The following is a 13,830-nucleotide window of genomic DNA, read 5'->3' as shown; positions in this document are numbered from 1 at the left end:
AAGGGCCGTGCCCTGCGGGCCCTGGCCCGCGGGCGCGGGCGGTCGTAAGACGGATCTTCCCGCCGCTTCTCCCCGTAAAGCCATGACGTCGACCCCGCCCGCCGACCTCGCCGCCCTTCGGGCCGACATCGACCGCATCGATTCGGCCATGCACGACCTCCTGATGGAGCGCGGCCGGATCATCGACCGGCTGATCGCCGTCAAGAAGACCTCGGCCTCCGGCTCAGCCTTCCGGCCCGGCCGCGAGGCCTCGATGATGCGGATGATCGCCGAGCGTCATACAGGCCTCCTGCCTCTCGACACCGTGGAGGGGATCTGGCGCGTCATCATCGCCACCTTCACCTACGTCCAGGCGCCGTTCGCGGTCCATGCCGACGTCTCGGGCGGCGATGCGCCGATGCGCGATTCGGCCCGGTTCCATTTCGGCTTCACGGTGCCCTACCGGCCGCATCCGAGCGCCGCCGCGGTGATCGCAGCGGTCGCCGCCTCCCGCGGCGATCTCGGGGTGTTCCGCCTCGACCAGGGGGTGACGGCGGGCGCTTGGTGGCGCCAACTCGTGGGCCCGGGCCGCCCGAAGGTGATCGCGCGCCTGCCCTTCATCGAGCGCCCCGGCCACCCGGCCGGCACGCCCGTCTTCTGCGTTGCCAAGCCCCTCGACGATCCGGCTGCGGCCCAGCGCGACTGGGTGCTCTACGCAGCCCGGTTCGAGCGCTGGCGCGACGATGCGGCCGACGCGGTGGCGGAACTGGGGGGCGAGGTGGTGGCGAGCGCCGGCAATGGCGGCGGCTTGAGCCAGCTCCTGGCGCTCCCGGGCAGCGTGAGCCCGGAGGAGGCGCGGACGGCGCTCGCGGAGGCGGGTGCGACGCCGGGGGAATTCGAGGAGATCGGCAGCCACGCGGCGCGGTTCCGCGTGGGGGAGGGGTAGACCAAAATCAGGTCTTGAATCAACGTTTCAAGAAAAAGCGCGATCCCCTCTCCCGTGTGGGAGAGGGGTCAGGGGTGAGGGTGATACGCTTCCGTATAAAGCTGTGACCGTCGTGCTGGCAGCTCGACTGTTCAGGGTCATTATGGAAGCCCAGCCACCCTCACCCCTACCCCTCTCCCACTCGGGCTACTGCATTCACACATCTCGGTCTGGGTGCTTTCCCCTTGGAAAGTAGCGCGCCTCTCCTCCCCAGGCGATCTCGGGCTTGCCCGAGATCGCTCAAGCTTGTGGGGAGGAGCTGGAGGTGGGGGTGGTGCCGGATAGAGCGCAGCGGTGCCTCCTGCACCACCCCCACCCCTAACCCCTCCCCACAAGGGGGAGGGGAAAGCGCGCACATTTACAGAGGCTTAGCTCTCAGAGGAGAAGTGTGAATCCGCTAGCCCACTCGGGAGAGGGGATCCCGCGCTTCGATTGACTTGCCTTGCGTTACGCCGTCGTACCCAGCCGCCGGTTGAGCCCGAGCGCCGCCAGCGTGCAGACCGCACCCGAGAGCAGGTACACCCCGACCCACGGCAGCCCGAGATGGCTCGACGCGTAGAGCGCGACGAGCGGCGCGAAGCCGGCGCCGACGAGCCAGGCGAGGTCCGAGGTCAGCGCCGAGCCGGTATAGCGGTACTTGGTGCCGAAATTCTCCGCGATGGCGCCCGAGCTCTGGCCGTAGGCGAGGCCGAGCAGCGCGAAGCCGACCACCACGAAGATCGTCTGGCCGGGCATGCTGTCGCCGAACAGCAGCGGGGCGATGATGCTGCCGAGCGCGAACAGGCCGATCAAGGCGGCGGCGAGCGCGATGGTCGAGCGACGCCCGATCTGGTCGGCGATGAGGCCCGACATGACGATCGTCATCGTGCAGATGACGGCGCCGGCGAACTGCACCATCAGGAACTCGCCGACCGAGCGGCCGGTGAACAGGTTGATCCAGCTGACCGGGAACACGGTCACGAGGTGGAACAGGGCGTAGCAGGCCAGCGGCACGAAGGCGCCGACCAGGATGTTGCGGCCGGTGGCCCGTACCGTGTCGACGACCGGCTCGGGCTCGAGCTCGTCGGCCTCGAGCAGGCGGCGGAACTCTTCCGTCGCGACCAAGCGAAGCCGCGCGAACAGGGCCACGACGTTGATCGTGAAGGCGACGAAGAACGGGTAGCGCCAGCCGAAGCCCATGAAGTCGGCATCCGACAGCTGGAGCTGGAAGAACGCGAACAGCCCGCTCGCCAGCATGAAGCCGACCGGCGCGCCGAGCTGCGGCAGCATCGCGTACCAGCCGCGGCGGTTCGCCGGCGCGTTGAGGGCAAGCAGCGAGGCGAGCCCGTCCCAGGCGCCGCCGAGCGCAAGGCCCTGGCCGATCCGGCACGCCGCCAGAAGCACGGCCGACCAGTGACCGATCGTCTCGTAGCCCGGCAGGAACGCGATGAGGCAGGTCGACAGCCCGAGCAGGAACAGCGCGATGGTGAGCTTGGTGGCCCGGCCGTAGCGCCGGTCGACCGCCATGAACAGCACCGAGCCGACCGGCCGGGCCACGAAGGCGAGGGCGAACAGGCCGAAGGAATACAGCGTGCCGGTCACCGGCTCGGCCCACGGGAAGACCAGGCGCGGGAAGACCAGCACGCAGGCGAGGCCGAACACGAAGAAATCGAAGAACTCGGAGGTGCGGCCGATGATGACCCCGAGGGCGATCTCGCCGGGGGCGACGCGGCCCGGCTCCGACGAGACCAGGCGCGCATCCCGTTCCGGCTTGGAGGAGTTGGCGGCGGCGTCGTCCGCCGTGATCGTGGCCATATCGGAATCCTGCTTCGTCACTCTACGAAGGTCCCTTCCTTAGAGGAGAACCGGTCCTTTGGGGGCCTGGACAAAACGTCCAATCCCGCGGCGCCCGCGGCAGGCGTACAGGACGGGAGCCGTATGCTGACCGTCCGGGCTGCCCGTGAAACACTTGCGCCTCCTCCTCGTCCTTCCGTTCATCCTCCTCACCGGAGGATGCAATATGGTGCTGCTCTCGCCGTCCGGCGACGTGGCGCTGCAACAGCGTAACCTGCTGATCGCCTCCACGGTGCTGATGCTCCTCATCATCGTGCCGGTGATGGCGCTGACCATCGCCTTCGCCTGGCACTATCGCGAGGGCAACAAGAAGGCCGTCTACGATCCCGATTTCCATCACTCGACCGGGCTCGAGGTGGTGATCTGGTCGGCGCCCTTGCTGATCATCGTTGCGCTCGGCGCGCTGACCTGGCTCGGCACCCACTTGCTCGATCCCTACCGGCCGGTGACGCGCATCAGCGCCGCAAAGCCGATCGTGTCGAGTGTCGGCGACCCGATGGTCTCGGGCAAGCCCCTGGTGATCCAGGTCGTCGCCCTCGACTGGAAGTGGCTGTTCCTCTACCCCGAGCAGGGCATCGCCTCGCTCAACGAGGTCGCCGCCCCCGTCGACCGGCCGATCGAGTTCCGCATCACCTCCTCCTCGGTGATGAACTCGCTCTTCATCCCGGCGCTCGCCGGCCAGATCTACGCCATGCCGGGCATGCAGACGCGGCTGAACGCCGTCATCAACAAGGCCGGCGACTACGAGGGCTTCTCCGCCAATTACAGCGGCGCCGGGTTCTCGCACATGCGCTTCACCTTCAAGGGCGTCGACGAGGGCGCGTTCAGCGCCTGGGTCGACAAGGTCAAGCAGGAGGGCGGCGGCCTCACCCGGGCCGACTACCTGAAGCTCGAGCGCCCGAGCGAGAAGGAGCCGGTGCGCTACTACAAGGCCGTCGATGCCGACCTCTACGACGCGATCCTCAACATGTGCGTCGACCGCGCCAAGATGTGCATGCACGACATGGCGGCGATCGACGCCCGCGGCGGCGGCGGCCGCGAGGGCCTGCACAGCGTGATGAGCCTGACCTACGACAAGGCCGTCCGCCGCGGCACCGGGGCGACCCAGCAGGCGACCTTCGTCACCGCGCTCTGCACGCCGGCCGACGCCTACGGACTGGGCGCCTCCTCGGCCTCCAAGGCCGCCGCCGCGACGCCGCGCGTGAACTGAACGAGCCCGGACCCCGACCGATACTCCGCAATCCAGGCTGAGCCATGAATTCCGAACCCAACCCGATCGACACCTACCCGCATTGGTGGCGGCTGCTGTTCGGCCGCTTCACCCTCGAATCCCTGCCGCTCCACGAGCCGATCGTGGTGGTGACCTTCCTGGCGGTCGCCGTCGGCGGCCTCGCCGTCCTCGGCCTCATCACCCGCTACAAGCTGTGGGGCGTGCTCTGGCGCGACTGGTTCACCAGCGTCGACCACAAGAAGATCGGGATCATGTACATGGTCCTGGGCCTCGTCATGCTGCTGCGGGGCTTCGCCGACGCGGTGCTGATGCGCTCGCAGCAGGCGATCGCCCATGGCGGCTCCGACGGCTTCTTGCCGCCGCATCACTACGACCAGATCTTCACCGCCCACGGCGTGATCATGATCTTCTTCGTGGCGATGCCGCTGGTCACCGGGCTGATGAACTACGTCGTGCCGCTGCAGATCGGTGCGCGTGACGTCGCCTTCCCGTTCCTGAACAACTTCAGCTTCTGGATGACCACCGGCGGCGTCGTGCTGACGATGATGTCGCTGTTCATCGGCGAGTTCGCGGCCACCGGCTGGCTCGCCTATCCGCCGCTCTCGAACATCGCCTACTCGCCGAGTGTGGGCGTCGACTACTACATCTGGGCGCTGCAGATCGCCGGCATCGGCACGACGCTGTCCGGCGTCAACCTGATCGCCACCATCGTCAAGATGCGGGCGCCCGGCATGTCGATGATGAAGATGCCGGTCTTCACCTGGACCTCGCTCTGCACCAACATCCTGATCGTCGCCTCCTTCCCGGTGCTCGGCGCCGTGCTGGCGCTGCTCACCCTCGACCGCTACGTCGGCACCAACTTCTTCACGAACGATCTCGGCGGCAACCCGATGATGTACGTGAACCTGATCTGGATCTGGGGCCACCCCGAGGTCTACATCCTGGTGCTGCCGGCCTTCGGCATCTTCTCCGAGGTGACCTCGACCTTCTCCGGCAAGCGCCTATTCGGCTACGCCTCGATGGTCTACGCCACGGTCGTCATCACCATCCTGTCCTACCTGGTCTGGCTGCACCACTTCTTCACCATGGGGTCGGGGGCGAGCGTCAACTCGTTCTTCGGCATCACCACGATGATCATCTCGATCCCCACGGGCGCGAAGATCTTCAACTGGCTGTTCACGATGTATCGCGGCCGGATCCGCTTCGATCTGCCGATGATGTGGACGGTGGCCTTCATGCTGACCTTCGTCATCGGCGGCATGACCGGCGTTCTGCTCGCGGTGCCTCCGGCCGACTTCGTGCTGCACAACTCGCTGTTCCTGGTCGCGCACTTCCACAACGTGATCATCGGCGGCGTGCTGTTCGGGCTGTTTGCCGGCATCTACTACTGGTGGCCGAAGGCCTTCGGGTTCCGGCTCGACCCGTTCTGGGGCAAGGTCTCGTTCTGGTGCTGGGTGGTCGGCTTCTGGGTCGCCTTCATGCCGCTGTACATCCTCGGCCTGATGGGCGTGACCCGGCGGATGAGCTCCTTCCCGGGACACGAGTACCAGCCGTTCTTCATCGTCGCCGCCATCGGCGCGGCGCTGATCGCCTGCGGCATCGCCGCGATGCTCGTTCAGTTCGCCGTCAGCATCCTGCGCCGCGAGCAGCTGCGCGACCTCACCGGCGACCCCTGGGGCGGCCGTACCCTGGAATGGGCGACCTCCTCGCCGCCGCCCGACTACAACTTCGCCTTCACGCCGCTGGTGCATGACGGCGACGCCTGGTCGGACATGAAAAGCCGCGGCTACAAGCGTCCGCTGGACGGCTACAAGGCCATCCACATGCCCAAGAGCACCGGCGCGGGCGTGATCATCTCCGCCATCGCCACGGTCTTCGGCATCGCCATGGTCTGGCACGTCTGGTGGCTCGCGGTGATCTCGTTCTTCGGCGCGATCGCGGCGGTCATCATCCACACCTTCAACTACGACCGCGACTTCTACATCCCCGCCGACGAGGTCGCGCGGACCGAGGCCGAGCGCACCCGCACGCTCGCCCTCGTGAAGGCCTGAGGAACCCGCCATGGCCCACGCACACAACGCCGCAGCGGACGACGGCGAGCTGCACTTCTACGTCGCCGACGACGAGCACGGTCACGCCGAGGGCGGGACCATGCTCGGGTTCTGGCTCTACCTGATGAGCGACTGCCTCATCTTCGCGATCCTGTTCGCGACGTACGGCGTCCTCGGGCGGAACTACGCGGCAGGCCCGTCCGGTGCGGACCTGTTCGACCTCAAGCTCGTGGCGGTGAACACCTCCATGCTGCTGTTCTCCTCCATCACCTACGGCTTCGCCATGCTGGAGATGGAGAAGGGCGACCAGCGGATGACCCAGCGATGGCTGGCGATCACCGGGGCCTTCGGCCTCTGCTTCATCGGCCTCGAACTGTTTGAGTTCGCCCACCTGATCCACGAGGGCGCCACGCCCCAGCGCAGCGCCTTCCTGTCCTCGTTCTTCACCCTGGTCGGGACGCACGGCCTGCACGTCACCTTCGGCTTGATCTGGCTCGTGACCCTGATGGTGCAGGTGCACCAGCGCGGCCTGATCCCGGCCAACCGCCGCCGGCTGATGTGCCTGAGCATGTTCTGGCACTTCCTCGACGTGATCTGGATCGGCGTCTTCACCTTCGTCTACCTGATGGGGTCCCTGAAATGAGCGCCCGCGCTCCCGTCTCCGACGACGTGCACGTCGAGGTCGTCCACGACCACCACGAGGCCGGCCACGGCAGCCGGAGGGAATACATCACCGGCTTCGTCCTGTCGGTGATCCTCACGGCGATCCCGTTCTGGCTGGTGATGGCCGAGGTCTTCACCGATCCGCGGGTGACCTCCTTCGTCATCATGGCCTTCGCGGTGGCGCAGATCGTGGTCCACATGATCTACTTCCTGCACATGAACGCGCGCTCGGAAGGCGGCTGGACCATGATGGCGCTGATCTTCACCATCGTGCTGGTGGTGATCGCGCTCTCGGGCTCGCTCTGGGTGATGTACCACCTCAACGCCAACATGATGCCGATGTCGCCGGGCGACATGCGCGCCATGCCGTGACGACGCGCAGCGATCCGTCACCACCGGCCGGGGCGTCCGCGCCCCGGTTCGGGCCCAAGCGCCTCCTCCTGCTCGGGCTCTCGCTCCTGGCGACGGCCCTGTTCCTCGCCCTCGCGATCTGGCAGGTCGAGCGCCGGGCCTGGAAGCTCGATCTCATCGCCCGGGTCGAGGCGCGGCTCGCCGCCGCCCCGGTTCCGGTGCCCGGCCGGGCCGAATGGCCGAAACTCTCCCGCGATGCCGACGAGTACCGCCGCGTCACGGCGACCGGCCGCTTCCTGCCCGACCGCGCAATCCGCACGATGGCGGTGACCGAGAAGGGCGCCGGCTCCTGGCTCCTCGTGCCCCTCGTCACCGCATCCGGCGACACGATCCTGATCAATCGCGGCTTCGTGCCGTCCGACTGGCAGGGCTCGGCCGGGGACGGGGAGGGGAGCGTGACGGTGACGGGGCTGCTCCGTCTCCCTGAGCCCGGCGGCGGCTTCCTGCGCAGCAACGATCCGGCCCATGACCGCTGGTATTCCCGCGATGTCGCCGCGATCGCGGCGGCGCGGAACTTGGGCCCGGTGGCACCCTACTTCATCGACGCGGATGCCTCCGGCAACGGGCCGAGCCAGCCGGTCGGCGGGCTGACCGTGGTGGTGTTCCACAACAACCACCTGATCTATGCCCTGACCTGGTTCGGGCTCGCCTTGCTGTCGGGCTACGCCGTGTACCGGCTGGTGAGAGAGCCGGGGGTGGGGTGAGGCGCGGTTCGTTTTGATACGATTTCCGTATGATTCGATCAGCTTAGCTGTGAACTGACGGGTGTGCTGGCGCATTTGTTGGGCATGCTGTTTGTCGAAGGAGGCGGCGATGGCTGGCCCGGTGGCCCACCTGAGCGTGTCGGAGTTGGCGGAGCGCTTCACGGCCTGCCGTGACGCGCGCACCGCCCGCCAGACCCAGGCGATCTGGCTTCTGGCCAAGGGCCACAGTTTCGCAGAAGCCGCCGCGGCGACCGCCTTCAGCGAACGCTGGGTGCGCCGTTTGTGCGAGCGCTACAACGCTGAGGGGGTCGAGGCGCTGGGTGATCGGCGCCGCCACAACGGGGCCGCGGCCAGCCTCCTGACGCCAGATGTCCTCGAGCGATTGCGTCAGCGCCTGGCCGAGCCGCCGCCGGACGGGGGCGTGTGGACGAGCCGCACGGTGGCGGACGTCCTGGCCCAGGACCTGGGGCGCGAGCAGGTGGCGGTGCAGCGCGGCTGGGAGGCGCTCAAGGCGCTGGGCTGGTCGCTGCAACGGCCGCGCCCGCGCAACCCGCGCGCGGCCACGCCCGAGGCTGCGCAGGCTTTTAAAAAAAGTTGGCGCAGGCCGTCGACGAGGAGGAGGCCCGTGAGCCGCGCCTGCCGGTCGTCGTCTACGCGATGGACGAGCACCGCCTCGGCCTGAAGCCGGTCACGCGACGGGTCTGGGCGCCGGCGGGAGAGCGGCCGGTGGCGCTGGGCCAGCATCGCTTCAAGTGGCTGCACGTCACCGCCTTCGTGGCGCCGGCCATGGGCGAGACGGTGTGGTACCTCTCCAACGGCCTGTCCAAGCCGTTCTTCGAGCGACTCTTGGCCGACTTCGCGCGCGAGGTCGGAGCCGGCACGCGCTGCCGGGCGGTGGTGATGCTCGACAATGCCGGCTGGCACACGCAGCCCAATCTAAGCGTGCCCGAGGGTGTGCGGCTCGTCTACCTGCCGCCCTATACGCCCGAACTGCAGCCGGCCGAGACGTTGTGGCCGCTGGTCGATGAGCCGGTGGTCAATCGGTACATCGCCAACCTGGATGAGTTGGAACGCGTGGTCGAGCAGCGGTGCGCGACCTTAAGCGAACAGCCCGGCCTCATCAGCTCACGCACAAGCTTCCACTGGCTGCCCAAAACCGCAAAGCCAAAGCCCAAGCTGGCCTAATCAACCGGAAAGCGTATGACAGGGGCGATTCGGGACGGAGCTTACGCTCGTCCACTCGCTCCCGAGTACCGTGAGCCCGTTCCCGGAAGCCCTGATGAAAAGTGGAGCGCAGGTTTCCTCCTCTCCCCGCGGGCGGGGAGAGGGCTGTGTCTCCGTTCAGGAGACGCAGCAAGCGGAGGCGTAGCCGGAGCGAGGGTGAGGGGGTCTCGACGAGTGAGACTCCTCCGGAAACACCCCCTCACCCTCGCCCTACGGGCTTGCCGAACCCTCTGAACGAGGGTTCGGCCCTCTCCCCGCCCGCGGGGAGAGGAGAAGATCCGCGCCTCTCTTTTCCTAGACAGGTCTCTACGGGGCCCGCGAAATAGCTGAGCAGTCGAATTTGATCGAAGTGCTTCCGGGGGTAAGGCTCCCCCAGCCCCCTCAATACGCCACCCGCTTCTCGACATACCGGAACTGGATCGCCGTCAGGCCGATCACGATCGCCATCAGCACCACCGATTGCGCCGCCGAGCCGCCGAGATCGGCGCCGATGCGGCCGTCCTGGTAGACCTTGTAGACCAGCGTCTGGGTCGCCCGGCCCGGGCCGCCATGGGTGAGTACGTCGATGACGCCGAACGTCTCGCAGAAGGCGTAGACGACGTTGACGACCATGAGGAAGAACGTGGTCGGCGAGAGCAGCGGGAAGACGATGGTCCAGAACCGCCGGGCCGGGCCGGCGCCGTCGATCGCCGCCGCCTCGATCACGCTGCCGGGAATCGCCTGGAGCCCGGCGAGGAAGAACAGGAAGTTGTAGGAGACCTGCTTCCAGGCCGCCGCCATCACCACCAGGATCATCGCGTGGTTCCCGTCGAGCAGCGGGTTCCACGGGATGCCGATCTGGTTGAGACCCCGGGCGATCAGCCCGAGGCCGGGCTGGAACAGGAAGCCGAACAGCACGCCGGCCACGGCGGGAGCGACCGCGTAGGGCCAGATCAGCAGGGTCCGGTAGATGCCGGAGCCCCGGATCTCCCGGTCGGCCATCGCGGCGAGGAGCAGCGCGAAGCCGAGCGACAACCCCGCCACCGCCGCGGCGAAGACCAGCGTGGTGACGAGGGCCTGGTAATAGGCCGGGTCCGTGAACAGGGCCCGGTAATTCTCGAACCAGACGAACTCCGTCGAGAGCCCGAACGCATCCTGCATCTGGAACGACTGCCAGACCGCCTGGACTGCCGGCCAGTAGAAGAACAGGCCGACGATCAGGAGCTGCGGCGCGATCAGCGCCGCCGGCAGCAGCCGGCCTCCGAAGGTGATGCGTTCGGGGCTCATGAGGTTACCGCCCGGCCTGCTTCTCGAACTGGCGCAGCATCGCGTTGCCGCGGGCCGCCGCCTCGTCGAGGGCCTGCTTCGGCGTCTTCTTGCCGGCCAGCGTGCCCTCGATCTCCTCGGCCCATAGGTCGCGCATCTGCGGCAGGTTGCCGAGACGCAGGCCCCGGGAATTCTCGGTCGGCGGCTTGTTGGTCAGTTCCTTGATCGGCGTCTCGAGGGCCGGGTTCTTGTCGTAGAAGCCGTCCGCCTTGGACTTCTCGTAGGCGGCCTTGGTGATCGGCATGTAGCCGGTGGTCTGATGGAGCTTCGCCTGCCGGTCGGTGTCGGACAGGAAGGTGAAGAACTTCGCCACGCCCTTGTACTCGTCGGGCTTCTTGCCGCCCATCACCCACAGCGAGGCGCCGCCGATGATGCTGTTCTGCGGCGCGCCCGGCACGTCGGGATAATAGGGCATCGGCGCCGAGGCCCAGGCGAACTTCGCCGCGCCCTTGACGTTGCCGTAGGAGCCGGACGAGCCGAACATGATCGGGCACTCGCCGGCGGTGAAGCGGCCGAAGCCGCTGTCGTAGCGGCCGGAATAGTCGAAGGACTTGTCCTTCTGCGCCTCGGCGAGGTTGGCGAGGTGCTTGACCTGGAGCGGCCCGTTGATCTCGAGGGTGGTGTCGAGGCCGTCCATGCCGTTGGCCTTGGTGGCGACCGGCAGGTTGTGCCAGGCCGAGAGCTGCTCGATGTTGAGCCAGGTGACCCAGGTGGTCGAGAAGCCGCAATTCGGGAAGCCGTTCTGTGTCAGCTTCTTGGCCGCGGCGAACAGATCCGGCCAGGTCTTCGGCGGCTCGGAGAGGCCGATCGACTTCAGCGCGTCGGTATTGACCCACATCACCATCGACGACGAGTTGAACGGGAACGAGAGCATCTCGCCCTTGGTCGTCGAGTAGTAGCCGGTGATCGCCGGCAGATAGGCGTTCGGGTCGAACGGCTCGCCGGCATCCTTCATCAGCTGGTAGACCGGCTTGATCGCGCCCTTGGCCGACATCATCGTGGCAGTGCCGACCTCGAACACCTGCATGATGTGCGGCGCGGTGCCGGCGCGGAAGGCCGCGATGCCGGCATTCAGCGTCTCGCCGTAATTGCCCTTGTAGGTCGGCACCACCTTGTAGTCGCTCTGGCTCGCGTTGAACTCGTCGGCGAGGCGGTTGACGGCGTCGTTGTTGGCGCCGGTCATCGCGTGCCACCATTGCAGCTCGGTCACGGCGAGCGCCGGGGTGGCGGCGAGCGCCAGGCCTAAGCCCGCGAGCGCGATGCGGATGGTCGTGGTGGGGGCCATCGGGGTGTCGTCTCCTCGTGTGCGGCCCCTCATGCGGGGCCCGCGTGACACTCCGACGACAGGGCGCCGGGGGGTGACGCGGCCCGCACCGTCTCCAGCGGCGGGCAGCTTGTTAGTAGCTGGCTAAGCACAGCCGCGACCGGGGGACAAGGGAGGGTCGTGAAGAGTGTGGCCCCGTCGGCGCAGTTCTCCGGATCATCCTACTCACGACCTCATCCTGAGGTGCGACCGCAGAGAGCCTCGAAGGAGGGCTCCAGAGACCACCGAGACTTCTGGAGCCCTCCTTCGAGGCTCCCTGCGGTCGCACCTCAGGATGAGGTTGCAGGTGGGATGAAAGCTTCGAACTCGAAGTTTCAGGCCCGCTTCCGGTCCCGCAGGGCCTGGATCGTCGTGGTCGGGGTGATCGCCTCGGGATCGATCGGGCAGTGCAGGATCGCCGGCAGGCCGGAATCCCGCGCCCGCGCCAGGGCCGCCGGGAAGTCCTCGGTGCGCTCGACCCGCTCGCCGTAGCCGCCGAAGGCCGTGGCATAGGCGGCGAAATCGGGATTCTTCAGCGCGGTGCCGGAGACGCGGCCGGGATATTCCCGCTCCTGATGCATCCGGATCGTGCCGTACATGCCGTTATCGACCAGGATCACGATGATCGGCAGCCCGTACTGGACGGCGGTGGCGAATTCCTGCCCGTTCATCAGGAAGTCGCCGTCGCCCGACACCACCACGACCGTGCGCTCGGGCAGCAGGCGCTTGGCGCCGACGGCGGCGGGGACGCCGTAGCCCATCGAGCCCGAGGTCGGGGCGAGCTGGCCGTCATGGGCCCGGAACGGCCAGAACCGGTGGACCCAGGTGGCGAAGTTGCCCGCGCCGTTGCACAGGATCGCGTCGGCCGGCAGCGTCTCGCGCAAGTGGGCCATCACGCCACCCATCTGGAGCGTGCCCGGGGTGGTGATCCGGGTCGGATCGCTCCAGGCGAGGTAATCGGCGTGTAAGGCCTCGGTGCCGGCGGCCCAGGGCAAGGTCCGGGGCGGCTGCACCGTCTCGATCGCCGCCGCGAAGGCGGTCGGGCTCGCGTTGATGGCGAGCGCCGGGCTGTAGACGCGGCCCAGCTCCTCCGGATCGGGATGGATGTGGACGAGGCGCTGGCGCGGGCCGGGTATATCCAGCAAAGTGTAGCCCTGGGACGGGATCTCCGACAGCCGCCCGCCGACGACGAGAAGCAGATCCGACTCCTTGATCCGGGCCAGCAGCTTCGGGTTGACGCCGAGGCCGAGATCGCCGGCATAGCAGCGGTGATCGGCCGGGAAATGGCCCTGGCGCCGGAACGAGCAGGCGACGGGGAGCGAGAACAGGTCGGCGAAGCGCGTGAAGCGCCGCACGGCCTCCGCCGACCAGCGGCTGCCGCCGAGGATCGCGAAGGGTTTTTCCGCCTGCGCCAGGAGGTTCTGCAAAGCGACCATCTGGGACAGGGCCGGATGGGTCTCGACCGGCCGGAAGGCGGGAGCATCCGCGACCGTCGCGGTCTCGACCAGCATGTCCTCGGGCAGCGCGATCACCACCGGTCCGGGCCGGCCGGCGGTGGCGACGTGGAAGGCGCGGGCGATCAGTTCCGGCAGCCGGTCGGCGCTGTCGATCTCGGTCACCCACTTGGCGATGGTGCCGAACACCGCCCGGTAATCGAGTTCCTGGAACGCCTCGCGCTCCCGCGCCGCCCGCTCGATCTGGCCGACGAACAGGATCATCGGGGTCGAATCCTGCTTGGCGATGTGCAGGCCGGGCGAGGCGTTGGTGGCGCCGGGCCCGCGGGTGACGAAGCAGATCCCGGGCTTGCCCGTCAGCTTGCCGTGCGCCTCCGCCATCATGGCGGCGCCGCCCTCCTGCCGGCAGACGGTGAGGCGGATCTGCGCGTCGTGCAGCGCGTCGAGCACCGCGAGATAGCTCTCGCCGGGGACGCAGAAGATGTCGCCGACGCCGTGGCGGGCGAGCTGGTCCACCAGGATCTGCCCGCCGGTGCGGGGGCGGGGGGCGTCGGTCATGGGTGTGTCCTCCGGTGGTCTCTCAAGGCCCGGCTCAGTGTTGGTGGCGGCCCGTCCTGCTCGCAACCTCATCCTGAGGTGCGAGTGAAACGAGCCTCGAAGGAGGGCTCCAGATGACCCTGACATCTC

12 protein-coding genes are annotated in these 13,830 nt (G+C 67.8%); 8 read left to right on the top strand and 4 right to left on the bottom strand.

Going from position 1 to position 13,830, the window contains the following annotated elements:
- Nucleotides 1-82 precede the first annotated feature (82 nt).
- Nucleotides 83-925 (top strand): chorismate mutase, encoded by an 843-nt coding sequence (locus AC3AOF_RS16310; protein ID WP_236989855.1) that lies wholly within the window; start codon nucleotides 83-85, stop codon nucleotides 923-925.
- Between the two features lie 486 nt (nucleotides 926-1,411).
- Here the strand turns inward: AC3AOF_RS16310 and AC3AOF_RS16305 are convergent, their stop codons facing one another.
- Complete coding sequence (locus AC3AOF_RS16305) at nucleotides 1,412-2,758, bottom strand: MFS transporter (protein ID WP_236989856.1); 1,347 nt, start codon at nucleotides 2,756-2,758, stop codon at nucleotides 1,412-1,414.
- 205 nt (nucleotides 2,759-2,963) lie between these two features.
- On the opposite strand from AC3AOF_RS16305, the gene cyoA reads away from it, so the two are divergent.
- The 7 genes from cyoA to AC3AOF_RS16270 all read left to right on the top strand — a co-directional run bounded on the left by cyoA (nucleotide 2,964) and on the right by AC3AOF_RS16270 (nucleotide 9,042).
- Nucleotides 2,964-4,007, top strand: a complete 1,044-nt coding sequence (gene cyoA, locus AC3AOF_RS16300; RefSeq protein ID WP_488345902.1) for a ubiquinol oxidase subunit II — start codon at nucleotides 2,964-2,966, stop codon at nucleotides 4,005-4,007.
- Between the two features lie 44 nt (nucleotides 4,008-4,051).
- On the top strand, nucleotides 4,052-6,079 hold the full coding sequence (cyoB, locus tag AC3AOF_RS16295; RefSeq protein ID WP_236989858.1) for a cytochrome o ubiquinol oxidase subunit I: 2,028 nt from the start codon (nucleotides 4,052-4,054) through the stop codon (nucleotides 6,077-6,079).
- Nucleotides 6,080-6,089: 10 nt separating this feature from the next.
- Nucleotides 6,090-6,722: a cytochrome o ubiquinol oxidase subunit III gene (gene cyoC / locus AC3AOF_RS16290; RefSeq protein WP_236989859.1), complete on the top strand. Its 633-nt coding sequence runs from the start codon at nucleotides 6,090-6,092 to the stop codon at nucleotides 6,720-6,722.
- The gene (cyoD, locus tag AC3AOF_RS16285) at nucleotides 6,719-7,114 is read left to right on the top strand and encodes a cytochrome o ubiquinol oxidase subunit IV (protein ID WP_488345901.1); all 396 of its coding nucleotides are present in this window, start codon (nucleotides 6,719-6,721) and stop codon (nucleotides 7,112-7,114) included. Before cyoC ends, cyoD begins: the two co-directional genes overlap by 4 nt.
- Nucleotides 7,111-7,857, top strand: coding sequence for an SURF1 family protein (locus tag AC3AOF_RS16280; protein WP_488345900.1), 747 nt, complete (start codon nucleotides 7,111-7,113; stop codon nucleotides 7,855-7,857). Before cyoD ends, AC3AOF_RS16280 begins: the two co-directional genes overlap by 4 nt.
- 109 nt (nucleotides 7,858-7,966) lie before the next feature.
- Nucleotides 7,967-8,539, top strand: coding sequence for a helix-turn-helix domain-containing protein (locus tag AC3AOF_RS16275; protein WP_236990882.1), 573 nt, complete (start codon nucleotides 7,967-7,969; stop codon nucleotides 8,537-8,539).
- On the top strand, nucleotides 8,452-9,042 hold the full coding sequence (locus AC3AOF_RS16270; protein WP_236993125.1) for an IS630 family transposase: 591 nt from the start codon (nucleotides 8,452-8,454) through the stop codon (nucleotides 9,040-9,042). Before AC3AOF_RS16275 ends, AC3AOF_RS16270 begins: the two co-directional genes overlap by 88 nt.
- 420 nt (nucleotides 9,043-9,462) lie before the next feature.
- On the opposite strand, the gene ugpA is transcribed toward AC3AOF_RS16270, so the two are convergent.
- From ugpA to AC3AOF_RS16255, 3 genes are all read right to left on the bottom strand, one after another.
- Nucleotides 9,463-10,347: a sn-glycerol-3-phosphate ABC transporter permease UgpA gene (ugpA, locus tag AC3AOF_RS16265; protein ID WP_488345899.1), complete on the bottom strand. Its 885-nt coding sequence runs from the start codon at nucleotides 10,345-10,347 to the stop codon at nucleotides 9,463-9,465.
- Between the two features lie 4 nt (nucleotides 10,348-10,351).
- On the bottom strand, nucleotides 10,352-11,671 hold the full coding sequence (gene ugpB / locus AC3AOF_RS16260) for a sn-glycerol-3-phosphate ABC transporter substrate-binding protein UgpB (RefSeq protein ID WP_236989862.1): 1,320 nt from the start codon (nucleotides 11,669-11,671) through the stop codon (nucleotides 10,352-10,354).
- A gap of 353 nt (nucleotides 11,672-12,024) precedes the next feature.
- Nucleotides 12,025-13,701 carry a thiamine pyrophosphate-binding protein gene (locus AC3AOF_RS16255; protein WP_236989863.1) on the bottom strand — a complete coding sequence of 559 codons (1,677 nt, stop codon included), beginning with the start codon at nucleotides 13,699-13,701 and terminating at the stop codon, nucleotides 12,025-12,027.
- Between the last annotated feature and the right edge of the window lie 129 nt (nucleotides 13,702-13,830).

The sequence above is a fragment of the Methylobacterium sp. 142-1Y genome (assembly GCF_057747795.1).
This window is presented reverse-complemented; position numbering and strand designations above follow the sequence as displayed.

Bases quoted from the DNA above. Each gene is read 5' to 3' on its own strand.
- AC3AOF_RS16310 (WP_236989855.1), top strand. From the start codon at position 83: ATGACGTCGACCCCGCCCGCCGACCTCGCCGCCCTTCGGGCCGACATC.
- AC3AOF_RS16305 (WP_236989856.1), bottom strand. From the start codon at position 2,758: ATGGCCACGATCACGGCGGACGACGCCGCCGCCAACTCCTCCAAGCCG.
- cyoA (WP_488345902.1), top strand. From the start codon at position 2,964: ATGGTGCTGCTCTCGCCGTCCGGCGACGTGGCGCTGCAACAGCGTAAC.
- cyoB (WP_236989858.1), top strand. From the start codon at position 4,052: ATGAATTCCGAACCCAACCCGATCGACACCTACCCGCATTGGTGGCGG.
- cyoC (WP_236989859.1), top strand. From the start codon at position 6,090: ATGGCCCACGCACACAACGCCGCAGCGGACGACGGCGAGCTGCACTTC.
- cyoD (WP_488345901.1), top strand. From the start codon at position 6,719: ATGAGCGCCCGCGCTCCCGTCTCCGACGACGTGCACGTCGAGGTCGTC.
- AC3AOF_RS16275 (WP_236990882.1), top strand. From the start codon at position 7,967: ATGGCTGGCCCGGTGGCCCACCTGAGCGTGTCGGAGTTGGCGGAGCGC.
- ugpA (WP_488345899.1), bottom strand. From the start codon at position 10,347: ATGAGCCCCGAACGCATCACCTTCGGAGGCCGGCTGCTGCCGGCGGCG.
- ugpB (WP_236989862.1), bottom strand. From the start codon at position 11,671: ATGGCCCCCACCACGACCATCCGCATCGCGCTCGCGGGCTTAGGCCTG.
- AC3AOF_RS16255 (WP_236989863.1), bottom strand. From the start codon at position 13,701: ATGACCGACGCCCCCCGCCCCCGCACCGGCGGGCAGATCCTGGTGGAC.